Genomic DNA, 24,101 nt, shown 5'->3' with positions numbered 1-24,101 from the left:
GCTCCAACGGCCGTTTTCGCATTCCGAATAGTCTGCCAGGGAAGGATGTTATATGAAAACTACACTTTATGCCATTTTAGGAATCTTTGGTGTTTCTCTTATCCTTGGTTGGGCACACTATCAGTCAAAAGAACATACCATAGCGGCCTTTGGCGATTCATTGACTTATGGGTATGGAGATAAGGGTGAAGAGGGATATGTTGACAAAGTTGAAACCGTCTTGAATGAGAAATATGAAAAAGGTGCGGTGGATATCTTGAATTATGGAATTGTCGGCCAGGAATCGAGTGGTGTTTTACGGCAGTTGAAAGATCCGGAAGTCAGGAAAGAGGTTGATGAGGCAGACAGTATCATCGTCTTTATCGGCACCAATGATTTTATCAACAGCAACGGAGAAAACCTGGATACCCTTCACGAAAAGAATATCAATGAAGGGAAGGCTGAGTATCAAAGGAATTTGACCTCAATCCTGGATATCATCAGAAGTGAAAACGAATTGGCGCCAATCCACCTTATCGGTCTGTATAATCCCTACCCGAAAAATCAAGAGATAGAAGGATATATAGATCAGTGGAATAAGCTTAACGTTGAAATGATGGCAGAGTTTAAAGGAATCAATTTTATTCCTTTGAACGAGGTCTTTAAAGATAAATCCAAAAAGACCTATTTCAGTGACTCCCTGCACCCAAATGAAGCGGGATATAAGCTGATATCAACCAAGGTTCTGAAGGATTCACAGCTATTTAGTGAAAGTTTGTAAAAAAAACCAAATGGTATCGCTTTCACTTTGACCGATTCTTGATTAAGAGCATACCTTTAGGTAAAGTGAGTAAAGGAATAACAAATAGGGAGGAAAAAAGATATGACACATGTACGCTTTGATTACTCAAAAGCACTGACATTCTTCGGTGAACATGAACTTACATACGTAAAAGATGCTGTAAAGACAGCCCACAAATCACTGCATGAAGGAACAGGTGCAGGAAATGACTTCTTGGGGTGGGTGGACCTTCCGGAAAACTATGACAAAGAAGAATTCTCAAGGATCCAAAAGGCTTCCGAGAAAATAAAAAATGACTCTGATGTCCTTCTTGTCATCGGAATCGGCGGCTCATACCTGGGAGCAAGAGCAGCTCTGGAAATGCTGAACCACAGCTTCTATAATGCTCTTCCAGGTGAAAAACGCTCAACACCTCAAGTCCTTTTCTTGGGGAATAACATCAGTTCCACTTACATGACAGATTTGATGGACCTGCTTGAAAATAAAGATTTCTCCATCAATGTCATTTCAAAGTCTGGCACAACAACTGAACCAGCAATCGCGTTCCGTATTTTCCGCAAGAAACTGGAAGAAAAATATGGTGCAGAGGAAGCAAGAAGGCGCATCTACGCTACAACAGACAAGTCAAAAGGTGCTCTTAAGACACTTGCCAATGACGAAGGCTACGAAACATTCGTCGTGCCTGACGATGTTGGCGGACGTTATTCTGTTTTGACAGCTGTCGGGCTTCTGCCAATTGCAGTGAGCGGAATTGATATCGAATCAATGATGAACGGTGCTGCAGCGGCTCGCAGTGACTTCGATACAGACGAGCTTGAAGCAAACCCTGCATACCAGTATGCAGCTGTTCGAAATATTCTTTATAATAAAGGCAAAACGATTGAAATGCTGATCAACTATGAACCAGGCCTGCAGTACTTCTCCGAATGGTGGAAGCAGCTGTTCGGCGAAAGTGAAGGAAAAGATCAAAAGGGAATCTTCCCTGCATCAGCAAACTTTTCCACTGACCTTCACTCGCTTGGGCAATACGTTCAAGAAGGAAGAAGGGACTTGTTCGAAACGGTCATCAAAGTTTCTGAACCACGCCACGAGTTGACAATCGAAAAAGCAGAAAGCGATCTGGACGGCCTGAACTATCTTGCAGGTGAAACAGTGGACTTCGTCAACAACAAAGCATTCGAAGGAACAATGCTTGCGCACACAGACGGCGGCGTTCCAAACCTAATTCTTGAAATACCGGCCATGGATGCTTATACGTTCGGTTACCTGGTATACTTCTTTGAAAAAGCTTGCGCCATCAGCGGCTACCTGCTGGGCGTCAATCCATTTGACCAGCCGGGCGTGGAAGCTTATAAAGTGAACATGTTTGCGCTTCTTGGAAAACCTGGTTTCGAAGAGAAGAAAGCAGAGCTGGAAAAGCGCCTTAAATAATTGATATAGAAAGCTGGCATCCCCATAGGATGGCAGCCTTTTCTTTGGATTGACCGGATTCAAAAGACCTGTTTTTTGCGACTATAAAATTTTAGTAGTTCATGAAGTGTTCATAAGACCAAAAAAGAAGTGAATTTGAGATCAAGGTGTCTTATGAAGCGTTCATAAGACCAAAAAAGGAATGAATTTAAGATAAGGGTGTGTCGTGGAAGCTTTATAAGACCAAAAAGGAAGGGAATATAAGATAAGGGTGTGTCATGGAAGCTTCATAAGACCCAAAAAGGAGTGAGAAAGAGAAGGGTGTTTCATGAACGCTCATCGGTGGCTTAAAGGACCGAATTCAAAACCAACAAACTTAAGCCCAGTCCATCAGTGCGCTGAAAGGACTGAAAATTTTTCTATCCAAAAGAACGTCTCCAAAAAAGAGCTATTCAGCCTTTCACACCTTCACCAACTGGACCCATACTTTTTCATCTTTTATGACTTATCCCAATCACTCTGGGAAAAACTAACCGAAAAGAAAGGAGTGTTTGGGATGATTGAACTTCCTTCTAAACTGGAGGGGCAGCATTTTCAGTTATACAAGCTGGAGCAGCTGTTAAAGCCGCTCGGGTACGATATCGGCGGCAATTGGGATTATGACCATGGATATTTTGATTATAAAATCGATGACGAAGTAGGTTACCAATTTCTGCGTATTCCGTTTGCCTCCGTAGATGGTCAACTGGATTCCCGCGGTGCCACGGTCGAACTTGGAAGGCCATTCCTGCTTTCTCATAAATATCAGCGAGGGTTGGATGATCACGCCTCAACCGGGACGTTTTCAGGAACGACGAACCAGTTTTCCGAACCCCAGGACCCTGACGCAAGCTTTCCTGAGGAATATGTGTCTGTGGGGGTGGAATTGGTAAAAGAACTGGAAGACCAGCTGATAAGGTAATCACCTTTCGCTTGAAATGACCAGCAGTCCGTCTTCAGGTTTTACAATAGTCTCCAGAGGAGGGTTCACTGTAGTGTGCCCTCCTTTCTTGATGCCCAAGAGGATGATGTTTTTTTCTAAAAGGGAACTGCTCAGTTCGTTGAACGTTTTTTCACACCATTCCGGGGATGCGGTAATCACCTTAAGATTATTGCCTTTTAAATGGTTTAACAACTCTAATATAGTGGTGCTCATCCCTTTGGACAAAATGCTGTCCATAATAATATAGCTAGTCTGCTTATTGGTCTGAATCACTTCATCAGCACCGGCCCTTTCTGCATTTGCTATATGGTCACTGGTTAATATCTCAGCAACGCAATAAAGATCAGGTGCAATTCCCTTCATCGCCAGCAGGGTCATGACGGAGTTCATATCAGCATCTATTTCATTCTTATTTTGGTCAGCTGTGATAACAGCTATGGTTGCCTTTTGGATGCCGGCCTTCAGGAGAATGTCATCACGGAATGCTTCTCCTTTAATAAAGTGGATAATATGATTTCTGTACGGATTTTCTTTAAGAGTGTTATCAATCAATGTAATATCATGATGCCTGTCAAACGCAAGCAGTTGATCAATGATTTCTCTTGAACGTTCATTCCAGCCGACAATGATGGTATGGTCTTTCCCTGAATAGGTTGCCTTGCCTTCCAGGTAAGCATTCTGATTCGTTACAGTGGAAGTGGCTAATGTGACAAAGTAAGTCGTTAAGAAACCAGCGCCTAACAGGATTAAGAGCATCGCCACAATCCGGCCTAAGGTGGTCAATGGAACATAATCCCCATATCCAACAGTAGAGGTGGTGATGATTGCCCACCAAATCCCGTCAAAAGCTGTCGGGAAATTTTCGGGTTCTATCAGATGAATCAGGATACCAAAGCCTGAAATGGCCGCCATGGCGATTAAGAATGTCCGCACTAAAATCGGCCATCGAAGAAACCGCTGGTAAAAATAAATGTTCATAAAATATCTCCTTTCCCACATTCTATCCATTATTCCCGGTTTTCATAAAAATAAAAGGACCCTCAATAGAGAGCCCGAATCAATTTCTTATTTATTGAAGTGTCAGTTCATTACTCTTTTTAAAATTGCCTAAATTGTATGACTGAATTTCCTCCGGAGATAGAGTGTAGAGGTTTTCATCGATATAAATCATCCGCTGAATCTGATTCTCCCAGCGCTCATACATATCATCCCCGTCCGATTGAATCATTTGCGCTTTTTGAACTATGCCATTTTCAGGGGTGATTTCAAAAACCAAAGCCCCTTGATAGTCAAACACCTGTTCATACATACTGCCTTCCTTTTCATGATAAACCGATACTGGAAACCCGAACAAGCTTCTGTTTTGGTGCTGGAACAGTGCTTTATGGTCCTCAAGTAAATAAGAGTGGGTTCCGCGCCCTCCGATGATTTCGGTATCCTGTTCTTTAGGGTTATTGAAATCTGACACATCGAAGAGAGAAATTTTCATGCCTGCTGTCAGGACCCTCGGCTCTTCATTCGGCATCTTATCGTCCTTTACCAGTGTTGTATCATAACCAAATCCGATCAGATGATTTTCATCCAATGGATGAAGATAACTGCTGAACCCTGGTATCTTCAGCTCACCCAGTACTTTCGGTGAGGAAGGAGTGCTCGTATCGATGACAAAAAGAGGATCCACCTGCTTGAATGTGACCATATAGGCTTTGTCTCCCATAAACCGGACTGAATAAATCTGCTCGCCTTTTGCAAGGTCTTCAACATTTCCGATATGCTTTAAATTTTCATCAAGAATATACAGATTGTTGGAAGAAGGGGTATTTTGATCTCCCCATGCATCTCCTTTTGTGGTGGCAATCCTAAAATTCCCTTTGTGTTCATCCATTGAGAACTGGTTAAGGATGGTCCCTTTCACATTAGCCATTGCCGCAAATTCAATGTCCGACTGGTTGACCGTGAATTTGTAAATTTCGGTATCTGCTGACTGCCATGCATTTTCTTTTGCCGGGTTGTGCCTGCTCAAAGCCATATAGAGGTTATTTTTGGACATATACAACTGGTGGCCGCTGCCGAGATAAGATTCTACATTGATTTCGGAAGCGATTTCCTCCAGGTTGAGGGAGGCAAATAAGGTGTAATTGGTTTCGGTGGATTGAGGCATATATTTGATATCCTCGAAATCCAATAAGGCAGGTTCCTCCCCATTCAAGCTGTCCGTTATCCGCGGCCTCAGATCAGCATCTTCTTTGTTTTCAAGGATCCAGTAATCAGGATAGTGATTGGCGACCAGGTATACAAAGGAACCTGTTTTCCTGGCGGCGACATAACTTCCTTCCATGCCAAATTCACGCAGCAATTCAGGCTTTTCTTTATCAGAGATATCATATATGAGGGTTTTCATCATCCCATGTACAGGTATATCCAATGCCTGTACAGAGTTCTTTTTAGTCGATGGTTTATGGGAATAGTCATCACTCCAGCTGTTGCCGATAACAACGAGTTTCTCTCCCTGCAGGAACAAATGCTGTGGAGCAAAGTCGGGTTCAAACGAAACATAAGAGGCAACTTCCATCTTCTCCACGGGAGATCCTTTCGTAATCATCAGCTTCTGGGAAGTGACCTGGTATATATACGTGCCATCCGTCTTTACGATGTCTGCCTCATCGACACCCTGCACCTGGTTGTTCGTCGTGCTGTAATCAGCGGATGCAGATTCACTCTCCATCGCAGGGGCTCCCCCTGCATCAGCGGTATCTGCTGATTCTTGCGTTGTAGTTCCCTTATTGAACAGTGAAAACTTGGGTTTGGTTTCTTTTTCTCGTTTGATGGCGTAGTTGAAATACCTGTTCAGGTCTTCTTTTGATTCTACTTTTGGAAGGGTGGGAACGACGGCAAATTCTACTGTTCTATCCCCGCGGACAGGAAGGCCGAGAGAGGATTTGACCTCAGGGGAAATATGCAGTGTATAGTATTCGGTTTCAGTGGAGTATCCTTCTTTCGGAGGCTGGATAGAGACACTTCTCCGATCCTCGCTGAGGGCGATTTTGACGGGTACTTTATCTCCTTCATCATCCATTACATAAAATGCTTCTTTGCCAATATTTTTGAGAGGTTCGGAGAATTCCAATTGCCAAGTCTTATCTGAAAGCACGATGTTCCTTTCAGAACTTGTGGCACCGGTCTCGACCAAAGGCTGCTTAAAATATACAAAAACAATCGCAACAGCCAGCAGGAGACCAGCAGCACCAATCCATAATTTTTTCATCCTCTTCACTCCCGATTCTTCATTTGTTACTGAAGTAGACGAAGATGAAATTGAAATGTTACATAAGAGGAAAAATAAACCTTATCTGGTTTTGGCGATTATGCCATTATGAACTTTTATCACCCCGGATTTGCGAATATCCAATCCGTTTTCGTACATATATAACCCCATTTGTTCGACCGTCATCAGCTCGCGATAGGTATGATTCATCACATCAGCAAAAATATTATAGTAAAGGCGGGAGCGCAGTTGATTTCTGGGTGTGGTCATGACTACATATCCGTTGGGCTTAAGGAATTTGCGATGCCAGTCGACGACTTCAGGTTTGTACTCGTCAGGAAAATGCTCTAAAAGTCCGACCGAGATGACGATATCGAATTCCTTCCCGAAAGAAAGGCTGCGGATATCATCCACCACATATTCAATCGTGAAGTCATCCTTATAATAGATTTTCGGTTGACCGGTTTGAGGGTTCTCACCAAGGAACGGGTACGAATCCGGAAAGTGTTCAAACCTGGTCGTCTTGCAATACTCATCGTAATCAACCATCACCACCTGTGCCCCCGGATACATCGCAGCAAGCTGCATGGCTTCATAACCTTCAGCAGCCCCGAGAAAAAGAATTCTTGGTTTGGAAACATCGAGCCCTTCAAAGAGTGTCCGCTTTCCGCGCGGATCCCAGATTCCATCCTGGATGCGGTGGACATAGTTCCATAATTGGATCCGGACGGCATCGCCAAGGGCAGACTTTATTTCTTCAGGTTTGAAGGATTTCAGGCTGGTGAAGAACTTTTCCTTTTCTTTCTGCTGTTCAAGCGGGACATCCTTTGAGAACCATTCATGAAAGGACCTGTTGAAATACTGCCAGGAAGTATGGGCACTCATAGGCTTGCCATGCTCTTCTTCATATTGGGATCTGTCCGCGGAATAATTTTTCACCTCAAACGGCCGGCCGACATCTTTCCACGACAACAAAGACCAGTCGCGGATGGTATCCACTTTGACGAATTTATTATATTCTTTTTCTGAAAAATTTCGAAGATCGATTCGAAAATTCTTTTGCAATTCACTTGTCCCAATATGCGATTCATCAAATGGCTTTGTCTCATCCGGCAATACATCAGCTTGCAGCATAAAAACCTCCTATTGATATCTGAATTTTCTTTCATTATAAAAGGAATGGAAAGCGTTTACAATAAAAAGTAAACAGACAGCAAATGACAATTGAAAAAAATCAAAAAAACTACTTGCTAAAATAATATAAACTTTATATAATAAAAAGCGTCCCAACATTATATTACGGGGCATTAGCTCAGCTGGGAGAGCGCTTCGCTGGCAGCGAAGAGGTCAGCGGTTCGAGCCCGCTATGCTCCATATCAAAAAACGCAGCCACTTGGCTGCTTTTTTTAGTTTATATCAGTGCGGAAAAGGAAGAAAGTAGAATAAAAAACCGCATTCCAGAGGTTGTATCCTATATTGATAACGTCTCGAAAACGTCCTTGGAAGTGAATGGCCGTTCCCAGATTGTTGCAGCTTCTACTATGCGTCAATGGAAGATGTATCATTTGCTGCAAATGAATTAGCAAAGATGGCTGTTGAACTGGAAGAAGTCATTTCACAATTCAAGCTGTAGGAAACTACTGGAGAATTCACAGAAGACTTATTAGTTTTTTATTTATATACACACGGCAAGTAATTAAAGAAGCCTGTCCTCCATGGTCTACATGACTGGAGGACAGGCTTTGTTGTCAGGTTGTTTTTACATAGGTTGTTGCTTTCGGAAAAACCTGAAGAGACTAATAATCCTCATGGGCACTGGAGGTACTCTCTCTCAACAAAGAGAGAAGCTCTTTTCGATCCTGCCTATCAGGGGATGGCGCCTCTTCTTTAGCATTCGTCCTAAATACCAACAAAGTTTAAGGTAAGAATCTCTTGTTAAAAGAATAGATTCAAAACAGAGTAAATGATTGCCGCCAAGGCTGCTGAAATCGGCAAGGTGATCACCCATGTGATCAGCATCCTTTGGGCTGTACCCCATTTCACACCTTTTATCCTGTGAGCCGAACCGACCCCCAGGATGGAGGAGGAAATAACATGAGTTGTACTGACTGGTAAATGAATGGCAGTAGCCCCGAAAATGACTGCAGCTCCTGTTAAATCGGCAGCTACACCGTTAACTGGGCGGATTTTCATGATTTTCCCGCCGACGGTCTTGATGATTTTCCAGCCACCGATGGATGTTCCAAGCCCCATGGATAGTGCACAAGAGAATTGAACCCATGTCTGGATATCTCCGGATGTCTGGTAATTATTAACGATCAAAGCCATTGTGATGATCCCCATTGCTTTTTGAGCGTCGTTGGTTCCGTGCGTAAACGATTGAAGGGCAGCTGTTCCGATTTGGATGAACCGAAAGTTCCTGTTTGTTTTAGCCAGGTTGCTGTTCCTGAATACGACTTTAAAAATACTGTAGACGATGAAGCCAATAACGAATGCAAGGATCGGCGAAAAGATAAGCGCTTGGATGATTTTGATGAAACCACCGTAATTCAGTGCTGAAAATCCTGCCGCCGTTATAGCCGCACCTGCAATGGAACCAATCAAGGCGTGGGAAGAACTGCTTGGGATACCGTAGTACCAGGTGATGAGATTCCATATAATCGCCGCCAGAAGTGCAGCAAGGATCACGGTTGTCCCGTTTTCGAGAGTGAACGGATCGACAATGTCCTTTGTGATCGTTTTCGCTACTCCGGTAAAGGTCATTGCCCCTACGAAGTTCATGACAGCCGCCATGATGATCGCATGTCTTGGTTTAAGTGCTTTGGTTGAAACTGACGTGGCAATGGCATTGGCTGTGTCATGGAATCCATTTATGAAATCGAATGCCAGGGCAGCGGCCACAATCAGAATCGTTAAAATGAGTATAGTATCCATACCTGATTAAACTCCTTATGCATTCTTCATTATAATGGTTTCGAAAGTATTAGCTACATGCTGGCAATAGTCTGCTACTTGCTCGAGCTCTTCATAGATCTCCTTATATTGAATGATGCGGATCGGGTCTTTTTCAGTATTGAACAAATGTTTGATGGATTGCCTCAGAATCCCATCACATGCTGATTCCAATTCTTTAATCTTGACCGCGTGTTCATGAATTTGCGTCCATTTCTTTGTGGAAAGCATGTGCACGGCAGCGTCAATTTCATCGCTGCTTTGACGGATCGCTTCCACAAATTTCAGCATGTATTCATCTGCTTTGGTGATGCTGTACATTTCAAACATAGCAGAGGTATGCTCCAGTCCATCCAGAACATCGTCCATGCTCATCGCTAATGCCAGAATATCTTCGCGTTCAATAGGTGTGATGAAAACTTTATTCAAGTCCTTGATAACCTCATGGACATAACTGTCACCTTTCGTTTCAAGTTCTTTCATATGCCCGGAAAACGTTTTTAAGTCACTGATAGTTGTGATTTTGTAATCATCGAAATAATGGGCGCTTTCCTTTAAATTATCAGCAATATTGCTCAGAAGAATGGCAAAATTGTCTTTTTTCTTGAAAACCATTCGTTTCAAACCTCCAGAAAATCTCATTTTTATTGCTAGGCTAATAATAGCGTATGTTGTCGAAAAAAGGTAGCCGCAAGTGTGAAAAAATTTTATGTCATGAATGCTGGTTTCCATTCATTTTTGATTGGCTTCTTGCTGTTTGTATTCCCCGTTTTATGGAATGAATTCCCGCTTTCTATTATTATGGGGTTACTCCCCAGCCTTTATTTATCACAGGTTGGGCAAAATTCTTTAGTAGCTGGCTCTTCTTTAATCACATTTTTATTTCCATTTGATAATGGTAAAATAAATAGTGAAGTAGAAAGCCCCATATTTTACCGGGTCCGGGTCAATCTAAACAATTTATGTTTTACCGAAGGTCGTGTAGTGATGAATGATAGGAAGAAGTTAGAAAAATTAAGAAGAAAGTTATCATCTGTGCAGTTAATTGTTTTATTTTATTTATTGGCAGTAGCGGTTTCCACCATCTTGCTGAGCCTTCCGGGTGTCCATAAGCCTGATGCGCAATGGTCATTCATCGATGCTGTCTTTACCGCAGTCAGTGCCATTAGTGTTACGGGGCTTACGGTGGTTTCAACTACTGATACTTTCAGTGTGCCGGGCTATTTCGTATTGGCTTTCATATTGCAATTTGGCGGTATTGGAATCATGACCCTTGGTACATTTATCTGGCTGCTGTTTGGTAAGAAAATCGGCCTGAAAGACCGCCGGCTGATTATGACGGACCAAAATAGGTCTACTTTTTCCGGCTTGGTTCAGCTGATGAGACAGATATTGATCATAATTATTAGTATAGAACTGCTTGGTGCCGTCATATTGGGGATTCACTTCCTGCACTACTTCCCAACCTGGCAGGAAGCATTTATACAGGGATTTTTTGCGTCTGTCAGTGCGACAACCAATGCAGGCTTTGATATAACAGGTACTTCTCTGGTGCCTTTTGCTGAGGACTATTTTGTTCAATTTATCAATATTGTCCTATTAATTCTTGGGGCCATTGGGTTTCCGGTTCTTATTGAAATAAAAGATTTTATCAAGAGCGGTGGAAGTTCCCAGTACAGATTTACACTGTTCACAAAGTTAACAACCCTGACGTTCTTTATTCTTATCATTATTGGGACTGCCCTTATTTATGCGTTTGAAAGAAATCATTTCTTTATGGGGAAATCCTGGCATGAGTCCTTTTTTTATTCATTATTTCAGTCCGTCTCTACCCGGAATGGCGGGCTTGCGACAATGGATGTAAGTGAATTTTCAAACCCGACCTTGCTGATCCTCAGCGGGTTGATGTTCATCGGGGCATCACCCAGCAGTGTGGGCGGCGGTATCCGTACCACGACATTTGCCATCATGATTCTAAGCATTTTCTTTTATGCGAAAGGAAAAGACACGATCAAAGTATTTGGGCGAGAGGTAGATCCAGAGGATATTCAAAGGTCGTTCATTGTCATCACTACTGCTGTAATGATCTGTAGTTCAGCAGTCATCCTGCTGACGTATATTGAGCCGGCATTCAGCATCATGCAAATCATTTTTGAAGTGTGTTCAGCATTTGGAACAACGGGATTATCGATGGGAATCACGGCGGAACTGAGCACAGCTGGAAAGTGGATCATCATTGTCTTGATGTTCATTGGAAGAATTGGGATTTTCTCTTTCTTATTCTTGATTCGGGGCAAAACATCCAAGGAAGCTTATCACTATCCGAAAGAGAGAGTAATCATTGGATGATGAGCAGTGAAAGGAAACATTATGTACTGAGATGGGTGTGTTTGATGGTTTTGTAACAATGAAGGCAGCTTATAGCGGCGATGTATGTTTTCGTGGGAAGGGGACTGCATATAAATTGGGCCATAGAAAAAGCTGAAGGCAGCGACTGCTGTTCTTCAGCTTTTTTTCTGTTTTATTCGATCGTAAATATGAGAAGTATCCTTTCTGAATAAAAGCTCGATTGGCGGCAAAACGAGCCCGCTGCCATGACTTGAAGTCTGGTTGCGATTAGTCGATATTGCAAATGCTGATCGGGCAGTCCTCACAGCCTATCTCATCTTTAAGATACTGTATATTCTTCACAATGATTCTTCCGTCCTTTGTTGCCGAAATGATTTTTTTCTTCTTTAATTCACTCAGCATACGGTTGACACTTTCCCGGGTGGCGGCACAAAACTTTGCAAACACCTGATTGGTAAGGTGTAGGTCAATCAGGATTCCCTCGTCAGTTCGTACACCGTAACTATTGGTGAAACGGATCAAGGTAGAGTAGAGCGCCCCTTTTTTTCCGTTTATCATTAAATCCCTGATTTTGGACTGATTCATACGGAGATGGGTGCTGATCCACCTCATGAATTCAAACGTCAAAGCTGCATTTTGAATTAATTCAGCTTCAAGGCTGTCTTTATTTATAACAAGCACTTCACTTTCAGCAAGGGACAGCGCGCTGAGCATGTACTTCGCATCTGTCGAAAATAAGGTCAACTCTCCGATGATATCATTTGCTTTGCATATCCTCATGTTTAATTCTCTTCCGTCATTGGTCAGCTTGCTGATTTGGAAGAGCCCCGTTTTAATCAGGTACAGTTCAGCGGCATCTCTGCCTTCCTGAAATAAAAATGTATCAGCCTTCACTCTTTTTGGGGTGCCAATGGATATAAGCAACGCCTTTAAATCCTCAGAAATGAGTTCCATGTCACTTATTCTGAATGCAGTTGTTTTCATTCAAGCTCACTCCACCCCATAATGGATTATTGTCCACTGATGATCTTTTTTTAACGAAGGAAAAACACTTCTGTTAGTGATATTCTAACCTAAAAATATCATGATGCACTTTAATTCACAATAGACATCCTGAAAGAAGTTTTGGAAGTTTATTGACAAGATAAAGGTGGGGAGGATAGTACAAAAAAAGCCCTTCGCTAAAAGGCGAGGGACAATCTATATTAAATTAAATTTTTCTTGATCAATTTCTCCAGCTTTTCAAAATGAGATTCCTCAAATAATTCTTCTCCCTCTTTTAGTGACGAGAAGGCACTTTCGATTAAAAACCGGCGAGGTGTCTTGGAATGGAGCAACTCTTCCTGGATGAAGTCCAGGAGCTCTTCGTATTTCATCTGTTCCCCCGTGTCAGTAAGCTGCTGCTTCAAGAAGAAAACCGTATGATGAAGTTTCTGCCTTGAATCAGGGGTACTCGTTTGATATTCAGGGAACCAAACTTGAAGCAGTTCAGGCCGGAATAACGGCTTGCTTCCTTTTTCGAGTTCCTCTGCTGTATTGATGATGCGGTCGACGCTGTAGTGCACCACCCGGTGAAGCCCTGCAGTGGTGTTATTCACCATAGAATAATAGCGGAGATTATGATGCAGGATGCCCAGAAAAGTAATGGCAAGATCCAAGAGATAAGGTCTCTTGCTTTCCCCAAAGATATCCAGGAACCGCCCATGCAGCCAGTAAATCATCTTCAGCTGTCCTCTTTTGACCGAATTTTTCAGGTCCTCGTCCTTTGACATCATGACTTCCTCGAAAAGTGGGATTAATTTGTTTTCCTTGTTTTCAATCATTTGGAACTCAATTTGCTTAATGAAGATAGTTATATCAGAAGGATCTTGGCTTACCAGCAGGTCATTTCGTTTCTGTTCGATTTCGCTGTAAATTGATTTGAACAGTTCAATCAACAATTCATTCTTTGATGAAAAGTAATTATAGAACGTTCCTTTGGAAATGCCGCTGTAGTCCAATATGTCCTGAATGGATGTTTGCTGGAATCCTTTTTCGATAAACAGTCCATGTGCTTTTGAAATCACATGCTGTTTTCTTTTGTTCATTCTTTTCCCCCCTGACTATACCGCCTGTATAATTCTGATAATAACCTAGTATCAAGGATTCTACAAACTTTTATAAAAAAAATTAAATTTCCAATTGAATTTTTTGTACCGATGGTATATGATATATCTTGTTTAAAATGACAGTACAAAAAAATGAACTAATAGTATAGGGGGAAAATAAATGGAAGGTACAACTAAAAATGTACGTCCTAAATATGGGATATTAGCTGTCCTGATGGTAGGAGCTTTTATTGCATTTCTTAATAATACATTGTTGAATATCGCCCTCCCATCCATCATGATGGAGCTGGAGGTCGAAGCGTCTACGGTACAGTGGTTGACAACCGGCTTCATGCTGGTGAATGGAGTGTTAATTCCGACAACCGCTTTTCTTATTGAAAAATATTCGGTCCGCCGCTTATTCTTAGTGGCGATGAGTTTGTTTACAATCGGTACGGTGCTTGCTGGGGTTGCTCATGTATTCCCGGTACTGCTTGCGGGCCGTATGATTCAGGCATCCGGTACAGCGATCATGATGCCGCTGTTGATGAATGTCATGCTTGTCAGCTTCCCGGTTGAAAAACGCGGAGCTGCAATGGGTGTGTTCGGTTTGATTATGATGGCTGCACCAGCCATAGGTCCCACACTTTCCGGCTGGATTGTAGAAAACTATGACTGGAGAATGCTTTTCCACTTCGTAACACCGATTGCGATTATTGTGCTTTTACTTGGTTTCTTCCTATTGAAGGATAAAAAAGAGAAAGTGGACATCAAGCTCGATTTCTTATCAATGATCCTTTCCAGTGTAGGGTTCGGAAGCTTACTATACGGGTTCAGTTCAGCAGGCACTAAAGGATGGGATAGTCCTTGGGTGTATGGCATGATTGCTTTGGGTGTTGTTTCATTGGTGATTTTCATCCTCCGCCAATCGAAGCTCGACAGACCAATGTTGAACTTCCAGGTATTCAAATATCCAATGTTCGCATTGTCTTCTTCCATCACGATGGTCGTCAATATGGCATTGTTCTCCGGAATGTTAATGATTCCGATCTATGTACAGACTATCCGCGGGATCTCACCTTTGGATGCAGGTTTGCTTATGCTTCCTGGTGCACTTGTCATGGCAATCATGTCACCAATCACAGGGAAGCTGTTTGATAAGTTCGGCGGCCGTGTATTGGCTACAAGCGGCTTGCTGCTTACGGTTGTCACAACGTATTTATTCAGTAAGTTAACACAGGATACTTCATACACAAACTTGGTTGTCTTGAATTCCATCAGGATGTTTGGTATGTCGATGGTCATGATGCCGGTTTCCACAAACGGTTTGAATCAGCTGCCAAGACGTTTCTACCCTCATGGTACAGCAATGAACAATACGCTCAACCAGGTATCTGGAGCGATTGGCACAGCCTTGCTTATCACGGTCATGTCCAATCGTACAGTTACTCATACGAAGGAACTGTTGCAGGACGCAATGAAAAACGCCACTGGCCAGCCTTCAGAAGCAGCCATGGCTCAAATGCAGCAGGAGATCACAATGCAAGGTATGCTGCAAGGTATCAATGATGCCTTCCTGGTAGCCTCCGGCATTGCGGCGGTGGCTTTGGTTCTTTCATTCTTTATCAAGAGATCGACACCATCGGAAGATCCAATTGAAGAGCTTCCGGCAAATAAAAAAGTTGCAGCGGAATTGGCTGCAGGGAAATAAGCTTTTTGATGAAGAGGGACGTTGATGTCTCTCTTCTTTTTTTTGTGTTTTGGTATGAAGGAACATCCGTTATTAACCGACACTTTGGTGTAGGTGTATGACTCCAGAAGAAACGTACCGTTTTAGACTTAATTCTTTTATGTAGGGGAACGATTCCAGGAGAAACGTACCGTAAGACCGAACTCTTTGGTGTAGAGGTACGAGTCCAGGAGAAACGTAGGGTTATATAAACCAAACTCTTTTGTGTAGGTGTATGACTCCAGAAGAAACGTACCGTTATAGACCGAACTCTCTTGTGTAGGGGTAAGAATCCAAGAGAAACATACTTAATTTAGCCCAACGGAATCTGACTGCACCTCCAATTAATGAATATAAAAACCCCTGTCTGCTTGGGTCATAACTCGTTCGGTTGAGAGGGGGATAATGCCTATTTGCTGGTGGTTTTGCGGGTTAAAATACAAAGACTTTTGCAGGCTGTTTTGAAGTGTAATATGTATGAAAAATTGCACAAAAAAAGGAGCTGCCAACGACCTTGCAGCTCCTCACTTCTATTATGCGTTATTTAATTAAGCCCCAGATCGGTTGAACAGCGGGTTTGCCGTTAAACTTTGCATTCTTCAGCAATGAAACCAGGTTCTCTGCTAATTGAGGTTTATAGAGGGAAAAATTCCCCTTAATTAGCAAATCGTATTGAAAACAGCTTAAATAGAGGGAGAAATTCCTCTTATTTGACTCAAAAAACGTGAAAATAGGCAGCTTTGCTTTGTATAAAGGGAAAAACTCCCCTTATTTTCCGCAAAAACCACGTCTACTCTACATCTAACGGTAAAATCTCCCCTTATTTTTCTATCAATCGTTACTCCCCCTTTCTCTACACCCTGATTGCAAATTCACTTCTTTTTTGGTTTTATAAACGCTTCATGACACACTCTATTTCCAAATCCACTCCTTTTTTGGTCTTATGAAGCTTCCATGAGACACTCTAATCTCAAATTCACTTCTTTTTTGGTCTTATGAACGCTTCATGAGTCACCCTGATCTCAAATTTACTTCTTTTTCGTTCTTATGGACGCTTCATGAGTCATCATGATTTCAATTTCACTTCTTTTTCGGTCTTATGAAGCTTCCATGAGATACCCTGTTGTAGGTCCACAACGGAAGTAAGAGGAGGTCAAGGCCGAGGGCCGGAGCAAGGTCAAGGGCAGTTCCAAGGTGAACGTCCTTCAGAGGGAAGTATGCCGCAGCCACCTCAACAGCAGCAGTAATATGAAACACAAACAAGGAAGGTTCTTCGTATCCAGCGGGAGAATCTTCCTTTTAAACTATTGATGGGTGAATAATTGTTTAGCACTCTGGTCTTATGTCCTCAGCAATACAGGGGAACTTATCCTAAGGGTAAATACCATCCTGGGCATCTTTGCGTTCCAAGCCTCTTTGCTTTATCCAATCACTGATAATTTTATATAATTGGTTTACCGGCTAAGTGAGATATTCTTTTTAAGAATAAGGATGGACCATGGCGTACACCTTATAGATGTGTGTCACTTGGTGAGGAATTTATATTAAAGGAGATATGCCAAATGAATTTCGTGACTCTAAATAATGGTGTCAAAATGCCTCAGCTTGGGTTCGGGGTATGGCAGGTTGAGAATGATCAAGCGACATCCGCTGTTTCAAAAGCAATTGAAACAGGTTATACGTCCATTGATACGGCAATGATCTATCAAAATGAAGAAGGTGTAGGAAAAGCAATAAAAGAAGCTTCTGTACCCCGCGAAGAGCTCTTCATTACGACAAAAGTCTGGAATACCGATCAAGGGTATGACAACACATTGCGTGCTTTTGATGAAAGCTTGGAAAGACTCGGCCTCGACTATGTAGATTTATACTTGATTCATTGGCCGACTCCGGAATTCGATGAGTATGTGGATACATATAAAGCATTGGAGAAGCTTTATAATGACGGTAAAGTGAAGGCAATCGGTGTCTGCAACTTCGAAATTGAACACTTGGAACGACTATTGAAAGAGTGTGATGTCAAGCCAGTACTGAACCAGGTTGAATGTCATCCTCATCTTGCGCAAAATGAATTGAAAGCATTTTGTGCAAAGCATGATATCTTTGTTGAAGCATGGAGTCCGCTTGAGCAAGGCGGGGAAGTGCTGCAGAATGACACAATCAAGAACATTGCTGAAGCACATGGAAAAACACCTGCGCAGGTCGTTCTTCGCTGGCATCTGCAAAATAATACGATTGTCATTCCAAAATCAGTGACTCCTTCAAGAATCGAGGAAAACTTCAATGTATTCGATTTCGAACTGACTGATGATGAGATGAGCCAAATCAACGGTTTGAACAAGGACCGCCGCAAAGGTCCTCATCCGAATGACATGAACGTCAGATAAAAAGCGGAAGCGGCCGTTCACCGACGTACGGATTGGAGGGCTCCTGCATGAGATAAAGGAAACACAACGAACGAAGTGAGTTGATGTTGAGTTATCGCAAGGAAGGAGACCGAAATACGATAGTCGGTGGCCGCTGGAGCTGGATTGGATAAAAAGCGGAAGCGGCCGTTCACCGACGTACGGATTGGAGGGCTCCTGCATGAGATAAAGGAAACACAACGAACGAAGTGAGTTGATGTTGAGTTATCACTAAAAAGCGGAAAGGCCCGGTCAGCTGCATACGGACTGGACTGGCTCCGCATGAGATATAGGAAACACAACGAACGATAATGAGTTGATGTTGACTAATCGCAAGGAGGAGTCGGGAAGTCCGCTGGCAGCTGGGCCTTGGAGCTGGATTCGCAAGGAAGGAGACCGAAATACGATAGTCGGTGGCCGCTGGAGCTGGATTGGATAAAAAGCGGAAGCGGCCGTTCACCGACGTACGGATTGGAGAGCTCCTGCATGAGATAAAGGAAACACAACGAACGAAGTGAGTTGATGTTGAGTTATCACTAAAAAGCGGAAAGGCCCGGTCAGCTGCATACGGACTGGACTGGCTCCGCATGAGATATAGGAAACACAACGAACGATAATGAGTTGATGTTGACTAATCGCAAGGAGGAGTCGGGAAGTCCGCTGGCAGCTGGGCCTTGGAGCTGGATTCGCAAGGAAGGAGACCGAAATACGATAGTCGGTGACCGCTGGAGCTGGATTTAGCCTGTCCCACTGCTCTTTCTCTCAGGTGAGTGCGCATTCATCCGCTTCAATCAGCCAGTTGTGATTACTATGACTGTCTATATGATGTGAAACTAACAATATGCCATAAAAAGCCCCATTCAAGTTATTTTTAACCCGTTCAGTACAGAGGGAGAAACCAATAAATTGAAAGGTAATTTGCGGTACAATTTGCATAGCATTTTGTATCCGCTTTTTTATCGGCATACGGTTTTGAAGTTTTTTCGCTTATTGCTGCATACTGATTTGCTGGCCAATTTGCACTACCGCATACATTTATGTGGTGTTGCAAACTGGTCTGCATTTTATGTTACAAATTTGTCCGCGGATTCGTTATTGCCAGATACAATAGATGGGAGAGAAAGGGGAATAACCCAGTGGGAGAAAAATAAGGTGAGATTTTACCGTTAGATGTAGAGTAGACGTGGTTTTTGCGGAAAATAAGGGGAGTTTTTCCCTTTATTCAAAGCAAATCTTCCTATCTTCACGTTTTTTGAGTCAAATAAGAGGAATTTCTCCCTCTATTTAAGCTGTTTTCAGTACTATTTGCTAATTAAGGGGAATTTTTCCCTCTATATACCTCAATTAGCAAAGAACCTGGTTTCATTGCTGAAGAATGCCAAGTTTAACGGGAAACCGGCTGTTCAACCGATCTGGGGCTTACTTAAATAACGCATAATAGAAGTGAGGAGCTGCAAGGTCGTTGGCAGCTCCTCTTTTTTGTGCAATTTTTCATACACATTACACTTCAAAACAGCCTGCAAAAGTCTTTGTATTTTAACCCGCAAATCACCAGCAAATAGGCATTTTCTCCCTCTCAACCGAACGAGTTAAAGTTATTTTGAATGGGGCTTTTCGCGTTTCCAGGCTATTCATTCAGGATGCTTTCCTCCAGTACCTCCGATTTATCTCCGTACACTTTCGTAATATGGTTCTCCCCCCACGCACAAAGAGAATCCAGGATACCTTGAAGGCTCCATCCATATTCGCTCAACTCATATTCTACTTTGGGAGGAACCTGATTATAGACGATCCTATTGATTACACCGTCATCTTCCAGTTCGCGGAGCTGCTGGGTCAGCATTTTCTGTGTAATATTCGGCATCAGCCGTTTTAACTCACTCGTTCTCTTTTTACCATGTGTCAGGTGGCAGAGGATGACACATTTCCACTTTCCGCCAATGACTTCCAATGTGGCTTCGACACTGATGTTATATTTCTTTTTCTTCACTATTGCCTGCCTCCTATTCGATAGGAACTTTTTAGTGCCTATATTACTTTGAAGTATCTATAGCACTTTAAAGTACGTACTTTTCATATCTTCCTGTATGAATCATAATAACATTTGCCGGCTGAAATGACTACTTGAAAGAGGAGGAAGAATGATGACAAAAGAAAGAAAAAGAAGTCTGATAGGGCTGCTGGCATTAGCGGTCAGTGCCTTTGCGATAGGAACGACAGAATTCATCAGTGTGGGATTGCTGCCCCTTATATCTGATGATTTAAATATATCCGTAAAAACTGCCGGATTAACGGTTTCGTTATATGCACTTGGAGTGACAGTGGGGGCTCCAGTTGTTACATCACTCACTTCCAGTATGTCCAGAAAGGCACTTCTGATTTGGATCATGATTATTTTCATCATTGGAAATAGTTTCGCAGCAACGGCTTCAAGCGTAACGATCTTACTTGCGGCAAGGGTGCTATCGGCATTTTCCCATGGTGTGTTTATGTCCATAGGTTCTACAATAGCAGCCAGCCTGGTCCCGGCAAACAGAAGGGCGAGTGCCATTTCAATTATGTTCACGGGTCTTACGGTCGCCACGGTCACCGGGGTGCCGTTTGGTACCTTCCTTGGCCAGCAATTCGGATGGAGAAACGCTTTCCTGGCAATCGTGATCATCGGGATTATCTCCCTGGCCGCCAATGCCTTGCTGGTGCCGTCTGACTTAGAAAGGGGTGCGAAGGCGACATTTTCAGATCAATACAAGCTCCTGACCAATGGCAGGCTGCTGCTTGTATTTATCATTACTGCTCTTGGATATGGAGGGACCTTTGTTGTTTTCACTTATCTCTCTCCCTTGCTCCAGGATATTACAGGTTATAAGTCTGGGAGTGTAGCAGTCATCCTGCTCCTTTATGGGATAGCGATTGCAATAGGGAATATGGTGGGAGGCAGGTTATCCAATAAGAATCCGATAAATTCACTATTCTATATGTTTATTTTCCAGGCGGTCATTCTATTTGTCCTGTCCTTTACGGCACCATTTAAAGTAGCAGGATTATTGACCATTATCGCCATGGGGCTGTTTGCGTTCATGAATGTCCCTGGGTTGCAGGTGTATGTGGTCATGCTTGCTGAACGATTTGTCCCGGGGGCGGTGGACATGGCATCGGCTCTTAATATTGCCGCCTTTAATGCGGGAATCGCAATCGGTTCCTATCTCGGCGGGATCATTACCGATTCGATAGGGCTCATCCATACCGGCTGGCTCGGCGGCTTGATGGTCGCGGCTGCTGTTCTGCTTACAGGCTGGAGCAGGCATCTGGAAATGAAAGATTTGCAGGAGAAAGAAGCTTAAAGGATTAAAACAATAAACAATGAAAACAATGGAGGAAAAGTATATGAATAACTTACAAAGCACAACGACATTATCAAATGGAATTCACATGCCATGGCTGGGTCTTGGTGTATTTAAAGTAGAAGAAGGGCCTGAACTAGTCCATGCGGTCAAAACAGCGATCAAGCATGGATACCGCAGTATTGATACTGCCGCCATCTATGGGAATGAAGAAGGAGTAGGGCGAGGAATACTTGAAGGAATCCAAGAAGCAGGACTTAATAGAAGCGACCTGTTCATCACATCAAAAGTGTGGAATGACGATCTGGGTTATGAAGAAACGTTGGCTGCTTTTGAAATATCCTTAGAAAAATTAGGCTTGGAATACCTGGATCTCTATCTGGTCCATTGGCCGGTGGAACGGAAATATACCGAGGCCTGGAAAGCCCTTGAGAAGCTTTATAAGGATGGAAAAATCAAAGCAATCGGTGTCAGCAACTTTCAAATTCATCATTTAGAAACATTATTGAAAAAAGCGGAAATCAAGCCGATGGTCAATCAGGTGGAACTGCATCCAAGATTGACTCAGAAGGATCTATTGATCTACTGTAGAGAAAATGGAATTCAGTTAGAGGCGTGGTCTCCTCTTATGCAAGGAGAGATTCTTGAAAGTCCTGTACTTCAAGAAATCGGCGATAGATACAGTAAATCAACTGCGCAAGTGATCCTTCGCTGGAATTTGCAAAATCAAATTGTTGCAATTCCTAAGTCTACAAAAGAAACTAGAATTGCTGCAAATGCTTCCCTATTTGATTTCGAGCTTACTGTACAAGATATGAAGAAGATCGATAGTTTGAATCAGGACCACCGTGTTGGCCCCGATCCAGATAACTTTGATTTTTAATCACTTTTATTCTAAAAAGCAGACGCCTCCTCGCGTCTGCTTTTTTTAGGACTAGTTAACGGACAGAATATATCCCCTGCTTCTTATATTTTCAATGCCTATACAATCCGGCAGCTTTTTACGGATCCGATAGACCAAGGCATTGATCTCTTCAGGTGTTACATCTGGTGTCTGATCCACAGTATATTTTCTCTCAGGCCAGACGGTTTCTTTTATTTCACCGCTGGAAACAAAGTGTCCCTGATTTCTTATCAAGAGTTGAATGCACGCAAACTCTTTCTCTGAAAAGACACAAGCCTGTCCTTTAATGGTCAGTTCCTGTTTAATGGAGTCCAAATGAAGATCCTTGCGGGTAGCAAGCGACAGCATTGGTGCAAAATCGGCAGTTAGATCAAGGGCGGATAGTATAAATGAAAAGGTAATCAGCCCTCCAGCCAATGAGATCGTGTCCGAATTTTTTAACGGCACCACTTGATTAGCGGAAAGACGTTGGTGATTCAGCAACGTTCCATGCTTACTGCCCAAATCTTCAATAAAGTACTCTCCAGCCTTGCCTGAGAGGATGGCCATGTGTTCCCTTGACACATGGATATTCTGAAAGGAGATGTCAGGAGACCATTCTTTGGACTTTCTTCCTATTACCGTTTTCTTCAATGTAAGGGGGATAAACGCTCCTTTTTCAAATGGCGTACCTTGTTCAACGATCATATATGCAGATGAATTCATTTTACTCTCCTATGATGGAATTGTTATTCAATTATCATTGACCTACTATTGAGGACTTTCCTCATAATTCACTATAGTGTACATAGATAGTTTATACCGAATCTGGAGGTTAGGAAAGTGAACATTAAGAAACTAGTAAAGAGGTGCACGATCATAGTGCTTATTCTATCAGTTTTTATTTTTGCTAATAATACATCGATGTTTACAAAGGAGCGTAAAGGAGATCCCTATCTTCTTGCCCATAGGGGAATGGGGCAAACGTTCAGTATGAAGGGAATTGAAGGGGACACATGTACAGCGGAACGGATATATGAACCGGAGCATCCTTATTTGGAAAATACACTCCCTTCCATAGAAGCTGCTTTTGACGCCGGGGCCGATATGGTGGAATTTGATGTACGACCAACCAAAGATGGGCAGTTTGCTGTCTTTCATGACTGGACGTTGGATTGCCGGACAAATCTGGCTGGTGAACCGAAGGAGTATACAATGGAACAGTTAAAGCAGGCTGACATTGGACATGGGTATACCGCTGATGGCGGAAAAACATATCCTTTCAGGGGAAAAGGAACAGGGTTAATGCCATCCATGGAAGAGGTGTTGAGTGCTTTTCCTGATAAACAGTTCTTGATCCATATAAAAAGTAATGATCCCGTGGAAGGCGTTCTAATGGCAGAGATCCTTCTGCAGCTGACGGTTGAACAACGGAAACTTATCACGGTTTATGGAGGCGATGAGCCAGTTCAGTCACTCAAGAAGCAACTCCCTGATGTCAGGGTAATGTCCAAAGAATCGTTGAAAAGCTGTCTTATTCCTTACCTGGCGTATGGATGGTCAGGAGCGGTTCCTGATGCATGCAATCAAACCCAGCTGCATATACCTCTCAAGTATGTCCGTCTGTTATGGGGCTGGCCTGATAAGTTTCTTAACAGGATGGATGCTGTGGATACAAGGGTCATCGTTGTTGCAGGAGACGGGACTTGGTCTGAGGGATTTGATTCAGTGAAGGACCTGGATCAACTTCCTACCGGTTATACAGGCGGTATATGGACAAACCGGATAGATAATATTGCACCAATTTTTAAATAATCTGGAAATATTATGATAATATATAAGGTGATTGAACTATATAAGCTGATAGTTTAGCAAATTGAGAGATTTATCAGGTGAGTATAGAAATAGAGACAATAC

18 protein-coding genes and 1 tRNA gene are annotated in these 24,101 nt (G+C 42.8%); 10 read left to right on the top strand and 9 right to left on the bottom strand.

Annotated elements, in window-relative coordinates; genetic code table 11:
* The first annotated feature begins 52 nt into the window (after positions 1-52).
* From AC4E8A_RS18995 to AC4E8A_RS18985, 3 genes are all read left to right on the top strand, one after another.
* The gene (locus AC4E8A_RS18995; protein WP_490195308.1) at positions 53-760 is read left to right on the top strand and encodes a DUF459 domain-containing protein; all 708 of its coding nucleotides are present in this window, start codon (positions 53-55) and stop codon (positions 758-760) included.
* Positions 761-862: 102 nt separating this feature from the next.
* Positions 863-2,212, top strand: coding sequence for a glucose-6-phosphate isomerase (locus AC4E8A_RS18990; RefSeq protein ID WP_490195306.1), 1,350 nt, complete (start codon positions 863-865; stop codon positions 2,210-2,212).
* A gap of 535 nt (positions 2,213-2,747) precedes the next feature.
* The gene (locus AC4E8A_RS18985; RefSeq protein ID WP_490195304.1) at positions 2,748-3,152 is read left to right on the top strand and encodes a YugN-like family protein; all 405 of its coding nucleotides are present in this window, start codon (positions 2,748-2,750) and stop codon (positions 3,150-3,152) included.
* On the opposite strand, the gene AC4E8A_RS18980 is transcribed toward AC4E8A_RS18985, so the two are convergent.
* The 3 genes from AC4E8A_RS18980 to AC4E8A_RS18970 all read right to left on the bottom strand — a co-directional run bounded on the left by AC4E8A_RS18980 (position 3,153) and on the right by AC4E8A_RS18970 (position 7,572).
* Positions 3,153-4,151, bottom strand: a complete 999-nt coding sequence (locus tag AC4E8A_RS18980; RefSeq protein ID WP_490195302.1) for a potassium channel family protein — start codon at positions 4,149-4,151, stop codon at positions 3,153-3,155.
* Positions 4,152-4,242: 91 nt separating this feature from the next.
* Positions 4,243-6,438, bottom strand: a complete 2,196-nt coding sequence (locus tag AC4E8A_RS18975) for a beta-propeller domain-containing protein (protein ID WP_490195301.1) — start codon at positions 6,436-6,438, stop codon at positions 4,243-4,245.
* A gap of 81 nt (positions 6,439-6,519) precedes the next feature.
* Positions 6,520-7,572 (bottom strand): class I SAM-dependent methyltransferase, encoded by a 1,053-nt coding sequence (locus tag AC4E8A_RS18970; protein ID WP_490195299.1) that lies wholly within the window; start codon positions 7,570-7,572, stop codon positions 6,520-6,522.
* A 167-nt stretch (positions 7,573-7,739) separates the two neighbouring features.
* Here AC4E8A_RS18970 and AC4E8A_RS18965 point away from each other — a divergent pair.
* Positions 7,740-7,812 (top strand) — tRNA-Ala (locus AC4E8A_RS18965).
* 561 nt (positions 7,813-8,373) lie between these two features.
* Here the strand turns inward: AC4E8A_RS18965 and AC4E8A_RS18960 are convergent.
* Entirely contained in the window at positions 8,374-9,372 is a 999-nt protein-coding gene (locus tag AC4E8A_RS18960; RefSeq protein ID WP_490195297.1) for an inorganic phosphate transporter, read from the bottom strand.
* Between the two features lie 15 nt (positions 9,373-9,387).
* Positions 9,388-10,005, bottom strand: a complete 618-nt coding sequence (locus tag AC4E8A_RS18955) for a DUF47 domain-containing protein (RefSeq protein ID WP_490195295.1) — start codon at positions 10,003-10,005, stop codon at positions 9,388-9,390.
* Between the two features lie 372 nt (positions 10,006-10,377).
* Between AC4E8A_RS18955 and AC4E8A_RS18950 the strand changes: the two genes are divergently transcribed.
* Positions 10,378-11,739, top strand: a complete 1,362-nt coding sequence (locus AC4E8A_RS18950) for a TrkH family potassium uptake protein (RefSeq protein ID WP_490198938.1) — start codon at positions 10,378-10,380, stop codon at positions 11,737-11,739.
* 267 nt (positions 11,740-12,006) lie between these two features.
* Here the strand turns inward: AC4E8A_RS18950 and AC4E8A_RS18945 are convergent, their stop codons facing one another.
* Entirely contained in the window at positions 12,007-12,723 is a 717-nt protein-coding gene (locus tag AC4E8A_RS18945; protein ID WP_490195293.1) for a Crp/Fnr family transcriptional regulator, read from the bottom strand.
* Between the two features lie 221 nt (positions 12,724-12,944).
* On the bottom strand, positions 12,945-13,826 hold the full coding sequence (locus tag AC4E8A_RS18940; RefSeq protein WP_490195291.1) for a TetR/AcrR family transcriptional regulator: 882 nt from the start codon (positions 13,824-13,826) through the stop codon (positions 12,945-12,947).
* 181 nt (positions 13,827-14,007) lie between these two features.
* Between AC4E8A_RS18940 and AC4E8A_RS18935 the strand changes: the two genes are divergently transcribed.
* Positions 14,008-15,537 (top strand): DHA2 family efflux MFS transporter permease subunit, encoded by a 1,530-nt coding sequence (locus AC4E8A_RS18935; RefSeq protein WP_490195289.1) that lies wholly within the window; start codon positions 14,008-14,010, stop codon positions 15,535-15,537.
* Positions 15,538-17,117: 1,580 nt separating this feature from the next.
* Complete coding sequence (locus AC4E8A_RS18930; RefSeq protein ID WP_490195287.1) at positions 17,118-17,942, top strand: aldo/keto reductase; 825 nt, start codon at positions 17,118-17,120, stop codon at positions 17,940-17,942.
* A gap of 1,645 nt (positions 17,943-19,587) precedes the next feature.
* Here the strand turns inward: AC4E8A_RS18930 and AC4E8A_RS18925 are convergent.
* Positions 19,588-19,950 (bottom strand): winged helix-turn-helix transcriptional regulator, encoded by a 363-nt coding sequence (locus tag AC4E8A_RS18925; RefSeq protein ID WP_490195285.1) that lies wholly within the window; start codon positions 19,948-19,950, stop codon positions 19,588-19,590.
* A 154-nt stretch (positions 19,951-20,104) separates the two neighbouring features.
* On the opposite strand from AC4E8A_RS18925, the gene AC4E8A_RS18920 reads away from it, so the two are divergent.
* Both AC4E8A_RS18920 and AC4E8A_RS18915 read left to right on the top strand, forming a co-directional pair.
* On the top strand, positions 20,105-21,301 hold the full coding sequence (locus AC4E8A_RS18920) for an MFS transporter (RefSeq protein WP_490198937.1): 1,197 nt from the start codon (positions 20,105-20,107) through the stop codon (positions 21,299-21,301).
* Between the two features lie 43 nt (positions 21,302-21,344).
* Entirely contained in the window at positions 21,345-22,184 is an 840-nt protein-coding gene (locus AC4E8A_RS18915) for an aldo/keto reductase (RefSeq protein ID WP_490195283.1), read from the top strand.
* Between the two features lie 51 nt (positions 22,185-22,235).
* On the opposite strand, the gene AC4E8A_RS18910 is transcribed toward AC4E8A_RS18915, so the two are convergent.
* Positions 22,236-22,910 (bottom strand): FHA domain-containing protein, encoded by a 675-nt coding sequence (locus AC4E8A_RS18910; RefSeq protein WP_490195281.1) that lies wholly within the window; start codon positions 22,908-22,910, stop codon positions 22,236-22,238.
* 117 nt (positions 22,911-23,027) lie between these two features.
* Between AC4E8A_RS18910 and AC4E8A_RS18905 the strand changes: the two genes are divergently transcribed.
* Positions 23,028-23,999: a glycerophosphodiester phosphodiesterase family protein gene (locus AC4E8A_RS18905; RefSeq protein ID WP_490195279.1), complete on the top strand. Its 972-nt coding sequence runs from the start codon at positions 23,028-23,030 to the stop codon at positions 23,997-23,999.
* The last annotated feature ends 102 nt before the right edge of the window (positions 24,000-24,101 follow it).

Source organism: Bacillus sp. SRL337, from assembly GCF_984799155.1.
Note: the sequence above shows the minus strand (reverse complement) of the source record. Positions and strands in the feature narration are given on the sequence as shown.

Excerpts from the sequence above, each read along its gene's own strand:
- AC4E8A_RS18955 (WP_490195295.1), bottom strand. The coding sequence starts at position 10,005 with ATGGTTTTCAAGAAAAAAGACAATTTTGCCATTCTTCTGAGCAATATT.
- AC4E8A_RS18960 (WP_490195297.1), bottom strand. The coding sequence starts at position 9,372 with ATGGATACTATACTCATTTTAACGATTCTGATTGTGGCCGCTGCCCTG.
- AC4E8A_RS18930 (WP_490195287.1), top strand. The coding sequence starts at position 17,118 with ATGAATTTCGTGACTCTAAATAATGGTGTCAAAATGCCTCAGCTTGGG.
- AC4E8A_RS18975 (WP_490195301.1), bottom strand. The coding sequence starts at position 6,438 with ATGAAAAAATTATGGATTGGTGCTGCTGGTCTCCTGCTGGCTGTTGCG.
- AC4E8A_RS18910 (WP_490195281.1), bottom strand. The coding sequence starts at position 22,910 with ATGAATTCATCTGCATATATGATCGTTGAACAAGGTACGCCATTTGAA.
- AC4E8A_RS18935 (WP_490195289.1), top strand. The coding sequence starts at position 14,008 with ATGGAAGGTACAACTAAAAATGTACGTCCTAAATATGGGATATTAGCT.
- AC4E8A_RS18980 (WP_490195302.1), bottom strand. The coding sequence starts at position 4,151 with ATGAACATTTATTTTTACCAGCGGTTTCTTCGATGGCCGATTTTAGTG.
- AC4E8A_RS18990 (WP_490195306.1), top strand. The coding sequence starts at position 863 with ATGACACATGTACGCTTTGATTACTCAAAAGCACTGACATTCTTCGGT.
- AC4E8A_RS18985 (WP_490195304.1), top strand. The coding sequence starts at position 2,748 with ATGATTGAACTTCCTTCTAAACTGGAGGGGCAGCATTTTCAGTTATAC.
- AC4E8A_RS18950 (WP_490198938.1), top strand. The coding sequence starts at position 10,378 with ATGAATGATAGGAAGAAGTTAGAAAAATTAAGAAGAAAGTTATCATCT.
- AC4E8A_RS18920 (WP_490198937.1), top strand. The coding sequence starts at position 20,105 with ATGACAAAAGAAAGAAAAAGAAGTCTGATAGGGCTGCTGGCATTAGCG.
- AC4E8A_RS18915 (WP_490195283.1), top strand. The coding sequence starts at position 21,345 with ATGAATAACTTACAAAGCACAACGACATTATCAAATGGAATTCACATG.
- AC4E8A_RS18970 (WP_490195299.1), bottom strand. The coding sequence starts at position 7,572 with ATGCTGCAAGCTGATGTATTGCCGGATGAGACAAAGCCATTTGATGAA.
- AC4E8A_RS18940 (WP_490195291.1), bottom strand. The coding sequence starts at position 13,826 with ATGAACAAAAGAAAACAGCATGTGATTTCAAAAGCACATGGACTGTTT.
- AC4E8A_RS18995 (WP_490195308.1), top strand. The coding sequence starts at position 53 with ATGAAAACTACACTTTATGCCATTTTAGGAATCTTTGGTGTTTCTCTT.
- AC4E8A_RS18945 (WP_490195293.1), bottom strand. The coding sequence starts at position 12,723 with ATGAAAACAACTGCATTCAGAATAAGTGACATGGAACTCATTTCTGAG.